The sequence below is a fragment of the Arthrobacter sp. AOP36-F1-5 genome (assembly GCF_058137995.1).
In genome coordinates this window covers 3,107,944-3,120,324 of the sequence record NZ_CM176892.1, presented here as the reverse complement: position 1 = coordinate 3,120,324, position 12,381 = coordinate 3,107,944, and the positions used below count along the sequence as shown (strand labels likewise).

Here is a 12,381-nt window from a genome sequence, read left to right as displayed (position 1 = left end):
GTCCGCCCTAGCGGTGCTGGGCCACCGGTTCGTCCCCGGCCAGGACGCCCAGCAGGCGGGCCAACTCATCGCGCTCGCCGGAATCGAGCCGGCCGAAGTATTCGGTGGACTGCCTGCGACGCGATTGGTGGATCCTGGAGCGCAGTTCCTGCCCGTCGGCGGTGAGGCGGACCAGTACGGCCCGGCGGTCCAGCGGGTCCGGCGCCCGTTCCACCAGCTCCTTGGTTTCGAGCTGGTCGATGACTTCGGTCGCCGACCGCGGGGCGATCCGCAGCAGATCGGCCAGTGCCTTCAGCCGCAGCCCGGCCTCCGGGCCGCCCCCCGCCCCCCGGACCTCGGGCGGGCAGGGTCCACACCCGCGAGCCAGCGTATTCAGCGCCCGCCATTGGTGCGGGGTCAATTCAAAGGGGGCCAATTCGTGCGTCCAGCGGCGACGGAGCCCCCGGAAGGCAGCGTGGAAGAGGTCGCCGAGATCGGGATCTTCGGTCAGGCCGGGGGGCACATCAGCGGTCATGCCCTCAGTGTACCCATTTGCGATCCTCCCACATAATGAGGTAACCTCTGCATAGTTGCCGGGCATCCCGGGCGACTTCTTCAACCCAGGAGGTGCTGCCGATGAAACCGGCACGGACTCCAGAACCACCCTCCCCCCGCCGTGGGGGCCCCGGCAGGATCAGCGCCGATGACCGCAACCAGCTCGCCCGCCATCCGGTGAGCCTGCGCCGGGTCGCCGGGCTCTTCGCCCCGCACCGGAAGATGATCACCGTGTTGATGCTGCTCATCAGCGTGGCGTCGGTGGCCGGCCTGGCCCAACCGTTCCTGATCCGCGGCATCATCGATGGCGCCATCCCCGACGGAAACGTCCCGCTGCTGGCCTGGCTGGCCGGGGCCATGGTCGTCATCGCGGCGATCACCGCCCTGATCGGCGTCGTGCAGACCTGGATGGCCACCGACATGGGCCAACGGGTCATGCACACCCTGCGCACCGGCATGTTCACCCACCTCCAGGCCCAGTCCCTGGCCTTCTTCACCCGGACCCGCGGGGGAGAAATCCAGTCGCGGCTCACCAGCGACATCGCCGGAATGCAATCGGTGGTGACCACCACGGCAACATCCATCGCCACGAACCTGACCACCGCCGTCGCCACGGCCATCGCCATGGTCGCCCTGTCCCCGATGCTCAGCATCCTCTCGCTCATCGTCATCCCGCCGGCGGTCTTCCTGAGCCGCCGGGTCGCCCTGCTGCGACGCGATATCACCGCGGACCGCCAGGCGGAGTTGGCGAACCTCTACACCCAGGTCGAACAGGGCCTCTCGGTATCCGGGGTGCGCCTGGCCAAGACGCTGGGCACCACCGAACGCGACGCCGCGGACTTCACCGCCAGCTCGCACCGGCTCATCGGGCTCGAACTGCGCTCGCAACTGGCCGGACGCTGGCGGATGGCCACCATGCAGATCGTCTTCGCGGCCATCCCCGCGGCCATCTACCTCGCCGGCGGCTTCCCGGCCGCCACCGGCGGGATGACCATCGGCACCATCGTCGCCTTCACCGCACTGCAGTCGACCATCTTCCGCCCGATCATGGGACTGCTGAACGTCGGGGTCCAATGGGTCACGGCGATGGCACTCTTCAGCAGGATCTTCGAATACCTCGACCTGGTCCCGGAGATCACCGCCCCCGATCACCCCGTGCGGATCGACTCCGACACCGTCCGCGGGGAACTGCGCTTCGAAGGCGTGGGGTTCTCGTACGACGGCGAATCCCGGGCCCTGGCCGATATCGATCTGGTGGTGCCCGCGGGGACCGCGACGGCGATCGTCGGGGCGACGGGGTCGGGGAAAACGACCCTCGGGGCCCTCGTCCCGCGGTTGCACGAGGCGAGCGCGGGGCGCATCACCATCGACGGGGTCGACGTGAAGGACCTGGCCCCCGCCGACCTGGCCCGGATCGTCGGGGTCGTCTCCCAGGAGTCCTATCTGATCCACGCCTCCATCCGGGAGAACCTTCGCCTGGCGGCCCCCGAAGCCACCGACGAGCAGTTGTGGGCGGCCCTCGAGGCAGCGCGGATCGATGAGTTGATCGCCGCGTTGCCGGTCGGGCTGGAGACGATCGTCGGGGCTCGGGGACACCGGTTCTCCGGCGGGGAGCAGCAGCGTCTGGCGATTGCCCGGACCATCCTGCGCAATCCGCGGATCCTGGTCCTGGACGAAGCCACCTCGGCCTTGGACAACACGACCGAGGCCCAGGTCCAGGCCGCCCTGGACCGGCTTTCGGAGGGACGGACCACGGTGACGATCGCGCACCGGCTCTCCACGGTGGAGCGGGCCGATCAGCTGGTGGTGCTGGATGCGGGGCGAATCGTCGAACGGGGGAGCCCTGCCGACTTGCGGTCGGCCGATGGCCCGTTCGCCCGCCTGCTGAGGGTCCGTGCCGCGGCCGACGAACTGCGGCTGGAGGACAGCGGGCCGGTTGGCTCGTGGTAGCCGCCGGGTGGGCCCGCGGCGCGGCCTGGGGCCGGTCCGGGACATGAGTAGGCCCTTGGAAACCCAGCCTGGTTTCCAAGGGCCTTTTCATCACTCGCACCTTCTTGAGGTACTCCCCAGCCTAGGAGCGCCGGCTGGGAGCCGGCTGTGCGGACCGTAGGAGGCAACTGGCAGTCGGGCCGACGCCGGGGCGCGCCGCGGTCCTTCGCAGGGGCGGGCTCCGGTCGCGCTGGATGGACGGCTAGAGGAACGGGCGCAACGGAATGAGGATGACTTCGCTGATCTTGGCAGCCGGGTTCTGCCGGCTCCAGTCGGACAGCGTCAGTTCCCGGCAGTTGGTGCTGTCGACTTTGAAGATCCTCTCCATTTTCGCCGCGAACTCCGGGTCGTGGATCTCAAGGTTCGTCTCGTAGTTCCCGGTCAGGCTCAGCCGGTCGATGTTGGCGGTGCCGATCGTGGACCATTGGCCGTCGATGGTGGCGGTTTTGGCGTGGATCATGGCGTCGCGGTAGAGCAGGATGGAGATCCCCTCCCGCAGCATGGTGGTGAAGAACCCCCGGGCCAGCCAGTCGGCCAGGACGTGGTTGGAATCCTCCGGGAGGATGAGCCTGACATCGACGCCCCGCCTGCTGGCGGCCCGCAGTGAATCAAGGATCTGCCGATCGGGGATGAAGTAGGCGGTGGTCATGTAGATGTGATCGCTGGCCCGGTTGATGGCGTCGAGGTAGACCCCCCGGATCGGGTACACCAGATGGGAGGGCATGTTGTTGGCCGTGCGGATGTGCGGATCCCACGTCAGCGCCGGCTGGTGGGGGATTTCCGGCCGGCCGCAGGCGGTGTTCCAGACGTCCAGGAATGCCTGGCGCAGTTCCCAGACCGCCGGACCCTTGAGGCGCAGATGCGTATCGCGCCATTCGGTGGCGTAGAGATCCCCGATGTTGTAGCCGCCGACGAATCCGGTTTCGCCGTCCACGATTAGCAATTTGCGGTGGTCCAGGCCGGTGCTTCGCAGCGGGGTGAACAACCGTGAGGGGCGCAGGACGGGGAACCGGTACACGTGGACCCCGGGGTGGAACCGGAAGAAGGAGCGGGGGACGACGAGGTTGGCGAAGCCGTCGTAGATGACGAAGACGTCGACCCCGCGGGCCGCGGCATCGTTCAAGGCTTCCTTGAAGCGTTGTCCGGTCGCGTCGGACTTCCAGATGTACGTCTCCAGGAAGACGTGTTCTTCGGCGCCGCGGATGGCGGCGAGCATATCGGCGTAGAGGTCTTCGCCGTAGGTGTAGATCTTCGTCTCGGAGTCCTTGACGGGGGCGTCGAATGCCCCCGGGCGCGGGAACCCCGCCCGGCGGGTCCGTTGGCGGCGTTTGAGCGAATCGAAGATCACCAGGCCGGCCACCACCGTGGCCTGCAAGGCCACGAAGGCCAGCGCCAATCGGGCGGCCGTTTTTTTCAAGCCCGCCATGACGGCGGGCGGGATCACGGAAGACATGGTGTGAGTTTAGTTCCGATGCCGGCGTCGGGGCTCGTGCGACTCGGTGCCCCCGGGGCGGAGACGGGGTTGACGGCGGGGGTGTCGTCCCTCACACTGGATAATATACGATTTAGTATATTAAGTCAGGATCTGTAGGTGGCGCCAGAGATGTCGTCGCGCAGCAGAAGCCAGGTGGGGGCGCCGGAACCGCCACACCAGTCCAGGAGTGAACCATGAGCACAGCACGGCTCGATGCCCACGCACGCAAGACCCAGCGACGCGTCGCCTTTGCCACGATCGTTGGGACCACCATCGAGTGGTACGACTTCTTCATCTACGCCACGGCCGCCGGCCTGGTCTTCGCCCATGTGTTCTTCGCCCCGGCGGGGGAGTCCATCGGACTGCTGCTCGCCTTCGCCTCCGTGGGCATCAGCTTCCTCTTCCGGCCGCTGGGGGCGTTCCTTGCCGGGCATTACGGGGACAGGATCGGCCGGAGACCGATGCTGGTCATCACGCTGATCATGATGGGCTCCGCGACGACCCTCATCGGCGTGTTGCCGACCTATGGGACCGCCGGGATCCTGGCCCCCATCCTGTTGCTGTTGCTGCGGATCCTGCAGGGGGTCTCCGCCGGCGGCGAATGGGGTGGAGCGGTACTGATGGCCGTCGAGCATGCCCCGGCGGACCGCCGGGGTCGGGCCGGCGCATTCCCCCAGCTGGGTGTGCCGTTGGGCCTGCTGCTGGCCACTGGCGTGACCGCACTGATGACCGGGTGGATCTCCCCGGGGGAGGCCTTCGTCCAGTGGGGGTGGCGGATCCCGTTCCTGCTCAGCGTCGTGCTGATCGCCGTCGGCTACATGGTCCGCCGTGCGGTGGACGAATCCCCGGTGTTCCAGGAGATCGCGGAGAAGAAGCAGCAGACCAAGGTGCCGATCGCCGAGCTGTTCCGCAAGCATTGGCTGCTGGTGCTCCTGGCCGCGCTGGTCTTCGCGGGCAACAACGCCGCGGGCTACATGGCCACCGGCGGATTCATCCCCAGCTACGCGACCAGTGATGCCGTGGGCCTGGACCGCACGGATGTCCTGGTGGCCATGACCTTCGCCGCTGCCATGTGGTTCATCTTCACCTTCGCCGCCGGGGTGCTGGCGGACAAGATCGGGCGCAAACGAACCTACCTGATCGGCTTCGGCATCCAGATACTGATGGTCTTCCCGCTCTTCTGGATGATCGATACCGGCTCGCTCCCCCTGCTCTACCTCGCGCTGGGACTGTTCACGATCGGGCTCGGGTTGACCTACGGTCCGCAGGCCGCCTGGTACTCAGAGATATTCCCGGCCTCCGTGCGGTTCTCCGGGGTGTCGATCTCCTATGCCCTCGGGGCGATCCTGGGTGGGGCCTTCGCCCCGACCATCGCCCAGGCCCTGATCAACGCCACCGGCACCGGGGCATCCATCTCGGTCTATCTGCTGCTCATGACCGTCGTGGCCATTGCCGCAGTGCTGATCCTGCGGGATCGGCCCGGGATCAACCTGTCCATCAACAACCAGGCCGAGCAGGAGGTGGGGGCTACCATCTTCGATCAGCGACGCGCCCCCGCGTTCGAAAAGGCGAGGGGGTAGGCCCCGGTCACGGCCGGCCACTGCCGCGTGCCGTGCGGCAGCTAGCCGGTTTTCCCGGTCTCGGGGAGCGAATGGCTCACGACGACCCCTGCGACCCCGAGCACGGCCAGGAAACCCAGCGCGGCTTCGGGGCCCAGCGCGGCGAGGGCGCCGGAGATCGCACCGGCGACCAAAAGCAGGACCCCCATCGCCGTGTTGGCCACGGCAATGTACCGGGTGCGGAGATCTCCCTCGGCGAGGTCGACCACATACGTCTTCCGTGCCACCCGCACCGCGGTATGGCTCAGGACCAGGACCAGATAGACCGCCGGATAGATCCACCACAGTTCCCGGCTACCCGGGATGAACAGCACGACGGCGAGGAACAGGACCACGACGAGCGTGGCGAAGGCGGCACCCCAGAGCATCAGCCGGCGTGAGGAGCGATCGGCCCAGCGGCCGAAGGGCCGTCCACCCACCAAAGCCGCCACGCCCTGGGCCATGACGAACGGACCGAGCGACCCGAGCCCGGCATCGCCGGTTGCGGCACTGAGGGCAACGACGAAGGGCGGGCTGAGCGCGGAGACCAGCAACAGGGCGCGGGCGACGACGAATCGGCGGAACCCGGCATCGCTGCGCAGCAGGTTCCATGCCGAACGGGCCCACCCCTCGTCCTCGACAGCCGAAGCCGGCGGATTCTCCTGCTCGGGCTCGCGGACTCCCCGGTACACCACTGCGGCCAGGACCCAAGCCAGAGCGGCAGCCCCAAGCAAGGCCGCCAGCACCATTGTCGAGACGTCATCACCACCGAGCAGACGGATCAACAGCCCCAGGGTGATTGCGACGGCGCCCGAGAACACCGTGGACCACCCGTTGATCTGACCGCGCTCGCCTTCGGGCACGGTACGCCCGAGCACATCCTTGCCCGCCAACGAACACAGCGACCGGGACACCGAGAAGAGCGCCAGCGCTGCAAGGAGCAGCACGCCTGCCGCTTGTCCATCCAGCGTCGCGGCGATCAGGGCCAGGGCCGCCGTCGCCAGCGCCTGGCCCGCGGCGCCGATGATCCAGACCGTCGTCCGCCGGCCCCGGCGTTGCACCATCGGGGCCATAGCCGCCTGCGGCAGCATGGATCCGGACTCGCGGATGGGCACCAGCAGCCCGACCAGGACCATCGGAGCTCCCAACGAGGCGAGCAGCCACGGCAACACGGTCTTCGCGTTGACCACCTGGTCCCCGACGGCCTGGAGCGAGTTGGCGACCACCTGGCGCAGGCCGTTGCGGGCGATGATCCGTTGATGGGCCTGCGACTGGTCGCGTCGATCCGCCCGGACGAGGCGTTGATAGACGCCCCGGGTATTCACTGCGGGACCCCGGGGTCGCGGTGTGCAACCGTGAGGCGGTCCGGGAGTGCGGGGGCCCGGCTCCCGCCGGTGGTTGCGCCGTAGGGCCGGGACGGCACGACCCCTGTTGCGAGTTCCATCCGCGCCCCTCTTTCCGACAGAGTGGAACCAGCCTACTGCCCCCAGGGGCGGCCCGGGCGGATCAGCAGCAGTGCGGGTCCGAGCCGGCGGATTCGGCCTCGCCGGTGATCGCCGAGAGCGGTTGCGTGCAGGCATCGCCCCGCCAGGCCTCGAGACCTTCGCGCAGGGCGACGACGGCAATGACCAGCCCGGCCACCGGGTCGGCCCAGGTCCAGCCGAAGAGGCTGTTGAGCAGCAGGCCGAACAACACGGCCGCCGAGAGGTAGGAACAGATCAGCGTCTGCTTCGAGTCGGCGATGGCCGAGGCCGACCCGAGGGCCTGGCCCGTCCGGCGCTCCCACAAACTCAGGAACGGCATGACAACGAGGCTGACGGCGGCCAGGACGATGCCCACGGTGCTGTGTTCGGCCTCCCGCAGCCCCGCCAGGGTCAGTACCGCGTCGATGCTGATGAAGACCGCCAACCCGAAGAAGGAAAAGGCGATCAACCGCAGTGCCGTCCGTTCCCGTTTTTGCGGATCCGGGGCCGAGAATTGCCAGGCCACTGCCGCGGCGGAGAGGACTTCCACGATGGAATCCAGGCCGAAGCCGAGCAGCGCCACCGATGACGCTGCGGTGCCGGCGGCCAAGGCGATCACTGCTTCGATGACGTTGTAGCTGATCGTCAACGCCACGATCAGCCGAATGCGGCGCTTCAGGACCTCGCGTCGTTGGTCGCGGTCCCCGGGAGCCCTCAGCACGTGCATCCGGGCCCTGCACAGCAGTCGGGTTCCATCCGCAGGGCGGCCTTGAGTAGTTCGTCCATGGCGGCTGCCAGATGGGGGTCGGTCAGGCGATACCAGGAACGCCTGCCCTCGGGGATCGCCTCGACGAGCCCGCAGCCGCGCAGGCAGGCGAGCTGGTTGGACATGACCTGCCGGGAGACGCCGAGGGCCTCGGCCAGATCGGACGGATAAGCCGGTCGTTCCCGCAAGGCCAGCAGCACACCGACGCGGGTGGGGTCGGATACGGCATGGCCGAAGCGGGACAGTGCGGCGGTATGCGAGGCGGTGGCGGTGGGATGCATGAGTACCACGGTACAGCTAATCCTGAATTCACAAAAGCGTGGATGACCTAGTGATCGGCGGCCGTGGCGGTGACCCACAGGGCCCGGATGGCTTCGGGGCGCAACACCACCCGGGCCTCGTCGTCGTGCGGGGCCAGGGCCAGGGAGCCATTGGCTTCGGCTGCCGCGATGTCGACCAGCGCGCCCGGGCGCAACCCGTGCCGGGCGAGTAGGCGCAACAGACCGGGGTCCTCGTCGGAGATGCGAGTGACCTCATAGGTTCCCGGGAGGGCCTCTGCGAGGTTGACCGCATGTGCCGGACGCCGCGTGGCTCCGGCCACGGTGGGGATCGGGTCTCCGTGGGGGTCGTGGACGGGGTGCCCCAGCAGGGAATCGATGCGTTCGATCAGCGTGTCCGAGACGGCATGTTCGAGGTTCTCCGCCTCGTCGTGGACCTCCTCCCAGGAATACCCCAACGTACGGACCAGGAAGGATTCGAGGAGACGGTGCTTGCGGACCATGGCCACGGCATGGCGTTGTCCAGCGGCGGTGAGGCGGACCGGCTGGTAGGGCTCGTGGATGACCAGCCCCTGGGCGTGAAGCCGGCGCATGGTGTCGGAGACATTGGCGGCGGTGGTCCCGAAGCGTTCCGCCAGCGCCTTTCCGGTGACCGGGGAGCCGCCCCATTCGGTGGCGGACCAGATGGCCTTCAGGAAATCCTCGGCGACGCGGCTGATTTCCCCGGAGCCCGGGGGCGGGGTTGCCGGAGTGTGTTCTTGTCTCATTGGGCCCCCGTGACGGTCAGGTAGATGAGCAGCAGATTCAAGGCGATGATGGCCACGGTGATCGCCCACGCGAAGACCTGGGTGCCCAGGCCGTTGATGAACCGGCCCATCACCGAACGCATCCCCGTATAGCGGACCAGAGGGACCAGTGCGAAGGGGATGCCGATGGAGAGGAAGACCTGGCTGAGCACCAGGGCCCAGGTCGGGTCGACCCCCACGGTGAGGATGGCCAGTGCCGGGATCAGCGTGACGACCCTGCGCGCCAGCAGGGGGATCCGGCGCTGCAGCAGGCCCGACATGATGGCCGAACCGGCATAGCAACCCACCGAGGTCGATGCCAGGCCCGAGGCCAGGAGTCCGACGCCGAAGATGACGCCGATGACCGGTCCCAGCGCCTCGACGATGGTCCCATGGGCGCCCTGGATCGTGTCGGTGCCCTCCACTCCGCGTAGGCTCGAGGCCGCCAGCAACAACATCGCGATGTTGACCGAACCGGCCACGATCAACGCCAGGACGACGTCCCAACGGTTGGCATGCAGGAGTCGCCGGATCCCCGATTCGGTGTGCCCTTCACCATGCCGGTCCCGGGCCAGGGAGGAATGCAGGTAGATGGCGTGGGGCATGACCGTGGCCCCGAGCATGCCGGCCGCGAGCAGGACCGTGCCCGTGCCCTCGAACCTGGGAACGAGCCCGCCGGCGGCGGCACCCCAGTCCATCGGGCTGACCAGCAGGCCCGCAACGAATCCGATGGTGATCAGCACCAGCAGCGCCATGATCACCAGTTCGAAGGGGCGTTGACCATGCCGGGACTGGATGGTCAGCAGGGCCATCGAGACGATCCCGACGATCAGCCCGCCCAACGGCAACGGCAGGCCGAAGAGGATGTGCAGTGCAATGGCCCCGCCGATGACCTCGGCCAGATCGGTGGCCATGGCGATGAGCTCGGCCTGGCCCCAGAAGGCCAGGCGGCCGCCGCGCGAGAGCCGGGCGCCCAGGATCTCGGGCAACGACCTGCCGGTGACCAGCCCCAGCTTCGCCGAGAGGTACTGGATCATCACGGCCATGACGTTCGCCGCCACCAGCACCCAGACGAGCAGGTAGCCGTGTTGGGCTCCGGCGGTCAGGTTCGCCGCGACATTGCCGGGGTCGACATAGGCGATGGCCGCAACGAAGGCCGGACCCAGCAGCCACACCAGGCGTCGCTGGGGGTGTCCTTGCCGTTCCACGACGGACGGTGCCGTCGAACCAGTTCGTTTCATCGCACGGATCCTTTGAGTTAAGTCCACTTAACTTATCGTTCCGGGACCCGATGACGCCAGCGGGATGACGTGAACCGGCCTAGGATGGGCCCATGGATGAGAACCGGTATTCCACCCGCGGCGCCTATGTGAACGTTGGTGAGGAATTCACCCGTGACACGAACTACATCAATGATCGGATCGTCGCCGATCCGGAGGCCGTCCGGGCCTCAGCCGCCCAGGGTGGTGGCTCCATCGGGGACCCCGGGGCCGGACTCTCGGAGGGGGCCCGGGCCTGGCCCGTGGAGGCCGGACGCTATCGGCTCGTGGCGGCCCGCGCCTGCCCGTGGGCGAACCGGGCCCTGATCGTGCGCCGGCTGCTGGGGCTCGAGGAGGCGTTCAGTGTCGGACTGCCCGGTCCGACCCACGATGTCAGGTCCTGGACCTTCGATCTGGATCCCGGAGGCCGGGACCCCGTCCTGGGGACCGAACGGCTGCAGGAGAACTTCTTCCGGCGCTTCCCCGACTACCCGCGGGGCATCACCGTTCCGGCAATGGTGGACATCCCCACCGGCGGCGTCGTGACCAACGACTACCCGCAGATGACGCTGGACTTCTCGACCCAATGGAAGCAGTTCCACCGGGCGGGGGCCCCCGACCTGCTGCCTGCAGGGCGCTGGGAGGAGATGGCCCCGGTCATCAAAAGGATCTTCACCGAGGTCAACAACGGGGTCTACCGCTGTGGTTTCGCCGGTTCGCAGCAGGCCTACGACGAGGCCTACCAGCGCCTCTGGACTGCCATGGACTGGTTGGAGGAACGCCTCGCCGGGCAGCGGTACCTGATGGGGGAGACCATCACCGAGGCGGATGTCCGCCTGTTCACCACCCTGGTGCGCTTCGACGCCGTCTACCACGGGCACTTCAAATGCAACCGGAACAAGCTCGCCGAGATGCCGGTGCTCTGGGCTTATGCCCGGGACCTGTTCCAGACCCCGGGGTTCGGGGACACCGTCGATTTCACGCAGATCAAACGGCACTATTACATCGTGCACGAGGACATCAATCCCACCGGATTCGTGCCGCAGGGCCCCGCGCTGGACAACTGGCTCCAGGCCCACGGACGCGAGGAACTGGGCGGTTCCCCGTTCGGCTCCGGAACGGCGCCCGGACCGGTGCGTGCCGGGGAGGAAGTCACCGCCGGGCACAACCCGCTCCATCCCGGTTGAGGTCCGGCTACCCGTTGCGTCCGGGCTGCCCCCGATCGTCAAGACCCTTCAGGAACAGGTTTTTCTGGACCTGGTCCCAGCCCTCGGAGGTCAGTTTGGAGGCCTCGAAGTCGTCGGCCTCTATCCTGGCCGAGATGCCGTAGAACGAAACGTCGAACGGCATGCCGGCACAGGCGATGTGATCTTCCTCCGCGACGATCAGGCAGAGGCCCTCATCCGATTCGGCGCTCTGCCTGGCATCCCCGGTGGCTGCGCGGGCCATATAGAACGAGAGGCCGTCGACCTGGGCGGCAAAGCGCACTGTATCCGGTTCGAATCCGCCGACATGGAGATCGGAGGGCAACTCGTCCTGCGCGGTGGCCGGCTCATCGAGTAGTTCGATGCCCTGATCCGCCGGGCTGCTGCACCCGGCCAGGAGCGGTAGGGCCAGTAGCGGAACCAGAAGGTGACGTCGCATGGGGCCAGCCTCCCCGACGCGTTGGATTCTGGCTACCCCTCGTCCTCGGGAACCGGATGGCGTGGGGGTGTCCTGCTGCTGTGGTCCAGACCCTTGACGAACAGCTGGCGCTGCAGCTGTTCCCACCCCTCGGGTGCCGGGTGCGGGGTGTGCTCAGCGTCGGGCACGAATCGGGCCGAGACGCCGAGGAACCGGGTTTCCAAGGGCAGCGGTCCGCAGGTGATGACCTCCGGCTCGGCGACGATGAGGCAGGCCCCCCACCCCGGCGGGAGGTTCGCCGGACCGCCCGTCAGGGGTGGCCGGGCCAGATAGAAGGAGAAGCCATCGGTCCGGGTGAGCAACCGGGTGGTTCCCGGCTGGAAGCCCGCCACGGCGGTGTCGGCTGGCAGGGCATCCTCCGCGGTGGCCGGCCGATCGAGGAGTTCCAGGCCCGCGCCGGTGGAGCCGCACCCTGCCACTGGAGCCAGGCATAAGGCCAGCAGCGGAACCATGAGGCGAGGGCGCATGGGGACAGCGTGCCCGATGGGCAGGCTCCTGGCTACCGTCGGGGGCCAACGCGAAGCGTCGGGGTGGCATGGCAGGATGGAACCC

12 protein-coding genes are annotated in these 12,381 nt (G+C 68.0%); 3 read left to right on the top strand and 9 right to left on the bottom strand.

Features of this window, described 5'->3' with window-relative positions; genetic code table 11:
- Positions 1-7: 7 nt before the first annotated feature.
- Entirely contained in the window at positions 8-514 is a 507-nt protein-coding gene (locus tag AC3ZI9_RS14295; protein ID WP_444555554.1) for a MarR family winged helix-turn-helix transcriptional regulator, read from the bottom strand.
- A 101-nt stretch (positions 515-615) separates the two neighbouring features.
- Here AC3ZI9_RS14295 and AC3ZI9_RS14290 point away from each other — a divergent pair, with 101 nt between their 5' ends.
- On the top strand, positions 616-2,484 hold the full coding sequence (locus AC3ZI9_RS14290; protein ID WP_489923706.1) for an ABC transporter ATP-binding protein: 1,869 nt from the start codon (positions 616-618) through the stop codon (positions 2,482-2,484).
- Between the two features lie 241 nt (positions 2,485-2,725).
- Here AC3ZI9_RS14290 and AC3ZI9_RS14285 read toward each other — a convergent pair whose 3' ends face one another.
- Positions 2,726-3,976, bottom strand: a complete 1,251-nt coding sequence (locus AC3ZI9_RS14285) for a phospholipase D-like domain-containing protein (protein ID WP_444566803.1) — start codon at positions 3,974-3,976, stop codon at positions 2,726-2,728.
- A gap of 215 nt (positions 3,977-4,191) precedes the next feature.
- On the opposite strand from AC3ZI9_RS14285, the gene AC3ZI9_RS14280 reads away from it, so the two are divergent.
- Positions 4,192-5,577: an MFS transporter gene (locus tag AC3ZI9_RS14280; protein WP_444566804.1), complete on the top strand. Its 1,386-nt coding sequence runs from the start codon at positions 4,192-4,194 to the stop codon at positions 5,575-5,577.
- A gap of 41 nt (positions 5,578-5,618) precedes the next feature.
- On the opposite strand, the gene AC3ZI9_RS14275 is transcribed toward AC3ZI9_RS14280, so the two are convergent.
- The 5 genes from AC3ZI9_RS14275 to AC3ZI9_RS14255 all read right to left on the bottom strand — a co-directional run bounded on the left by AC3ZI9_RS14275 (position 5,619) and on the right by AC3ZI9_RS14255 (position 10,128).
- Positions 5,619-6,920, bottom strand: a complete 1,302-nt coding sequence (locus AC3ZI9_RS14275; RefSeq protein ID WP_489923705.1) for an MFS transporter — start codon at positions 6,918-6,920, stop codon at positions 5,619-5,621.
- A gap of 181 nt (positions 6,921-7,101) precedes the next feature.
- Positions 7,102-7,785, bottom strand: coding sequence for a cation diffusion facilitator family transporter (locus AC3ZI9_RS14270; RefSeq protein WP_444555559.1), 684 nt, complete (start codon positions 7,783-7,785; stop codon positions 7,102-7,104).
- A complete protein-coding gene (locus tag AC3ZI9_RS14265; RefSeq protein WP_444566806.1) occupies positions 7,773-8,105 on the bottom strand; it encodes an ArsR/SmtB family transcription factor in 333 nt (110 codons plus the stop codon). Before AC3ZI9_RS14265 ends, AC3ZI9_RS14270 begins: the two co-directional genes overlap by 13 nt.
- Positions 8,106-8,152: 47 nt before the next feature.
- Positions 8,153-8,869 (bottom strand): metal-dependent transcriptional regulator, encoded by a 717-nt coding sequence (locus AC3ZI9_RS14260; RefSeq protein ID WP_444555561.1) that lies wholly within the window; start codon positions 8,867-8,869, stop codon positions 8,153-8,155.
- Positions 8,866-10,128 (bottom strand): Nramp family divalent metal transporter, encoded by a 1,263-nt coding sequence (locus AC3ZI9_RS14255; RefSeq protein ID WP_444566807.1) that lies wholly within the window; start codon positions 10,126-10,128, stop codon positions 8,866-8,868. The genes AC3ZI9_RS14260 and AC3ZI9_RS14255 overlap by 4 nt, the downstream gene beginning before the upstream one ends.
- 92 nt (positions 10,129-10,220) lie before the next feature.
- Between AC3ZI9_RS14255 and AC3ZI9_RS14250 the strand changes: the two genes are divergently transcribed.
- Positions 10,221-11,333: a glutathione S-transferase family protein gene (locus AC3ZI9_RS14250; RefSeq protein WP_444555563.1), complete on the top strand. Its 1,113-nt coding sequence runs from the start codon at positions 10,221-10,223 to the stop codon at positions 11,331-11,333.
- A 7-nt stretch (positions 11,334-11,340) separates the two neighbouring features.
- On the opposite strand, the gene AC3ZI9_RS14245 is transcribed toward AC3ZI9_RS14250, so the two are convergent.
- Entirely contained in the window at positions 11,341-11,790 is a 450-nt protein-coding gene (locus AC3ZI9_RS14245; RefSeq protein ID WP_444555564.1) for a hypothetical protein, read from the bottom strand.
- Between the two features lie 32 nt (positions 11,791-11,822).
- On the bottom strand, positions 11,823-12,296 hold the full coding sequence (locus AC3ZI9_RS14240; RefSeq protein ID WP_444555565.1) for a hypothetical protein: 474 nt from the start codon (positions 12,294-12,296) through the stop codon (positions 11,823-11,825).
- Positions 12,297-12,381 lie beyond the last annotated feature (85 nt).

What these genes read in the sequence shown, in the direction of transcription:
- AC3ZI9_RS14295 (WP_444555554.1), bottom strand. Translation starts at nt 514, where the DNA reads ATGACCGCTGATGTGCCCCCCGGCCTGACCGAAGATCCCGATCTCGGC.
- AC3ZI9_RS14290 (WP_489923706.1), top strand. Translation starts at nt 616, where the DNA reads ATGAAACCGGCACGGACTCCAGAACCACCCTCCCCCCGCCGTGGGGGC.
- AC3ZI9_RS14285 (WP_444566803.1), bottom strand. Translation starts at nt 3,976, where the DNA reads ATGTCTTCCGTGATCCCGCCCGCCGTCATGGCGGGCTTGAAAAAAACG.
- AC3ZI9_RS14280 (WP_444566804.1), top strand. Translation starts at nt 4,192, where the DNA reads ATGAGCACAGCACGGCTCGATGCCCACGCACGCAAGACCCAGCGACGC.
- AC3ZI9_RS14270 (WP_444555559.1), bottom strand. Translation starts at nt 7,785, where the DNA reads ATGCACGTGCTGAGGGCTCCCGGGGACCGCGACCAACGACGCGAGGTC.
- AC3ZI9_RS14265 (WP_444566806.1), bottom strand. Translation starts at nt 8,105, where the DNA reads ATGCATCCCACCGCCACCGCCTCGCATACCGCCGCACTGTCCCGCTTC.
- AC3ZI9_RS14260 (WP_444555561.1), bottom strand. Translation starts at nt 8,869, where the DNA reads ATGAGACAAGAACACACTCCGGCAACCCCGCCCCCGGGCTCCGGGGAA.
- AC3ZI9_RS14255 (WP_444566807.1), bottom strand. Translation starts at nt 10,128, where the DNA reads ATGAAACGAACTGGTTCGACGGCACCGTCCGTCGTGGAACGGCAAGGA.
- AC3ZI9_RS14250 (WP_444555563.1), top strand. Translation starts at nt 10,221, where the DNA reads ATGGATGAGAACCGGTATTCCACCCGCGGCGCCTATGTGAACGTTGGT.
- AC3ZI9_RS14245 (WP_444555564.1), bottom strand. Translation starts at nt 11,790, where the DNA reads ATGCGACGTCACCTTCTGGTTCCGCTACTGGCCCTACCGCTCCTGGCC.
- AC3ZI9_RS14240 (WP_444555565.1), bottom strand. Translation starts at nt 12,296, where the DNA reads ATGCGCCCTCGCCTCATGGTTCCGCTGCTGGCCTTATGCCTGGCTCCA.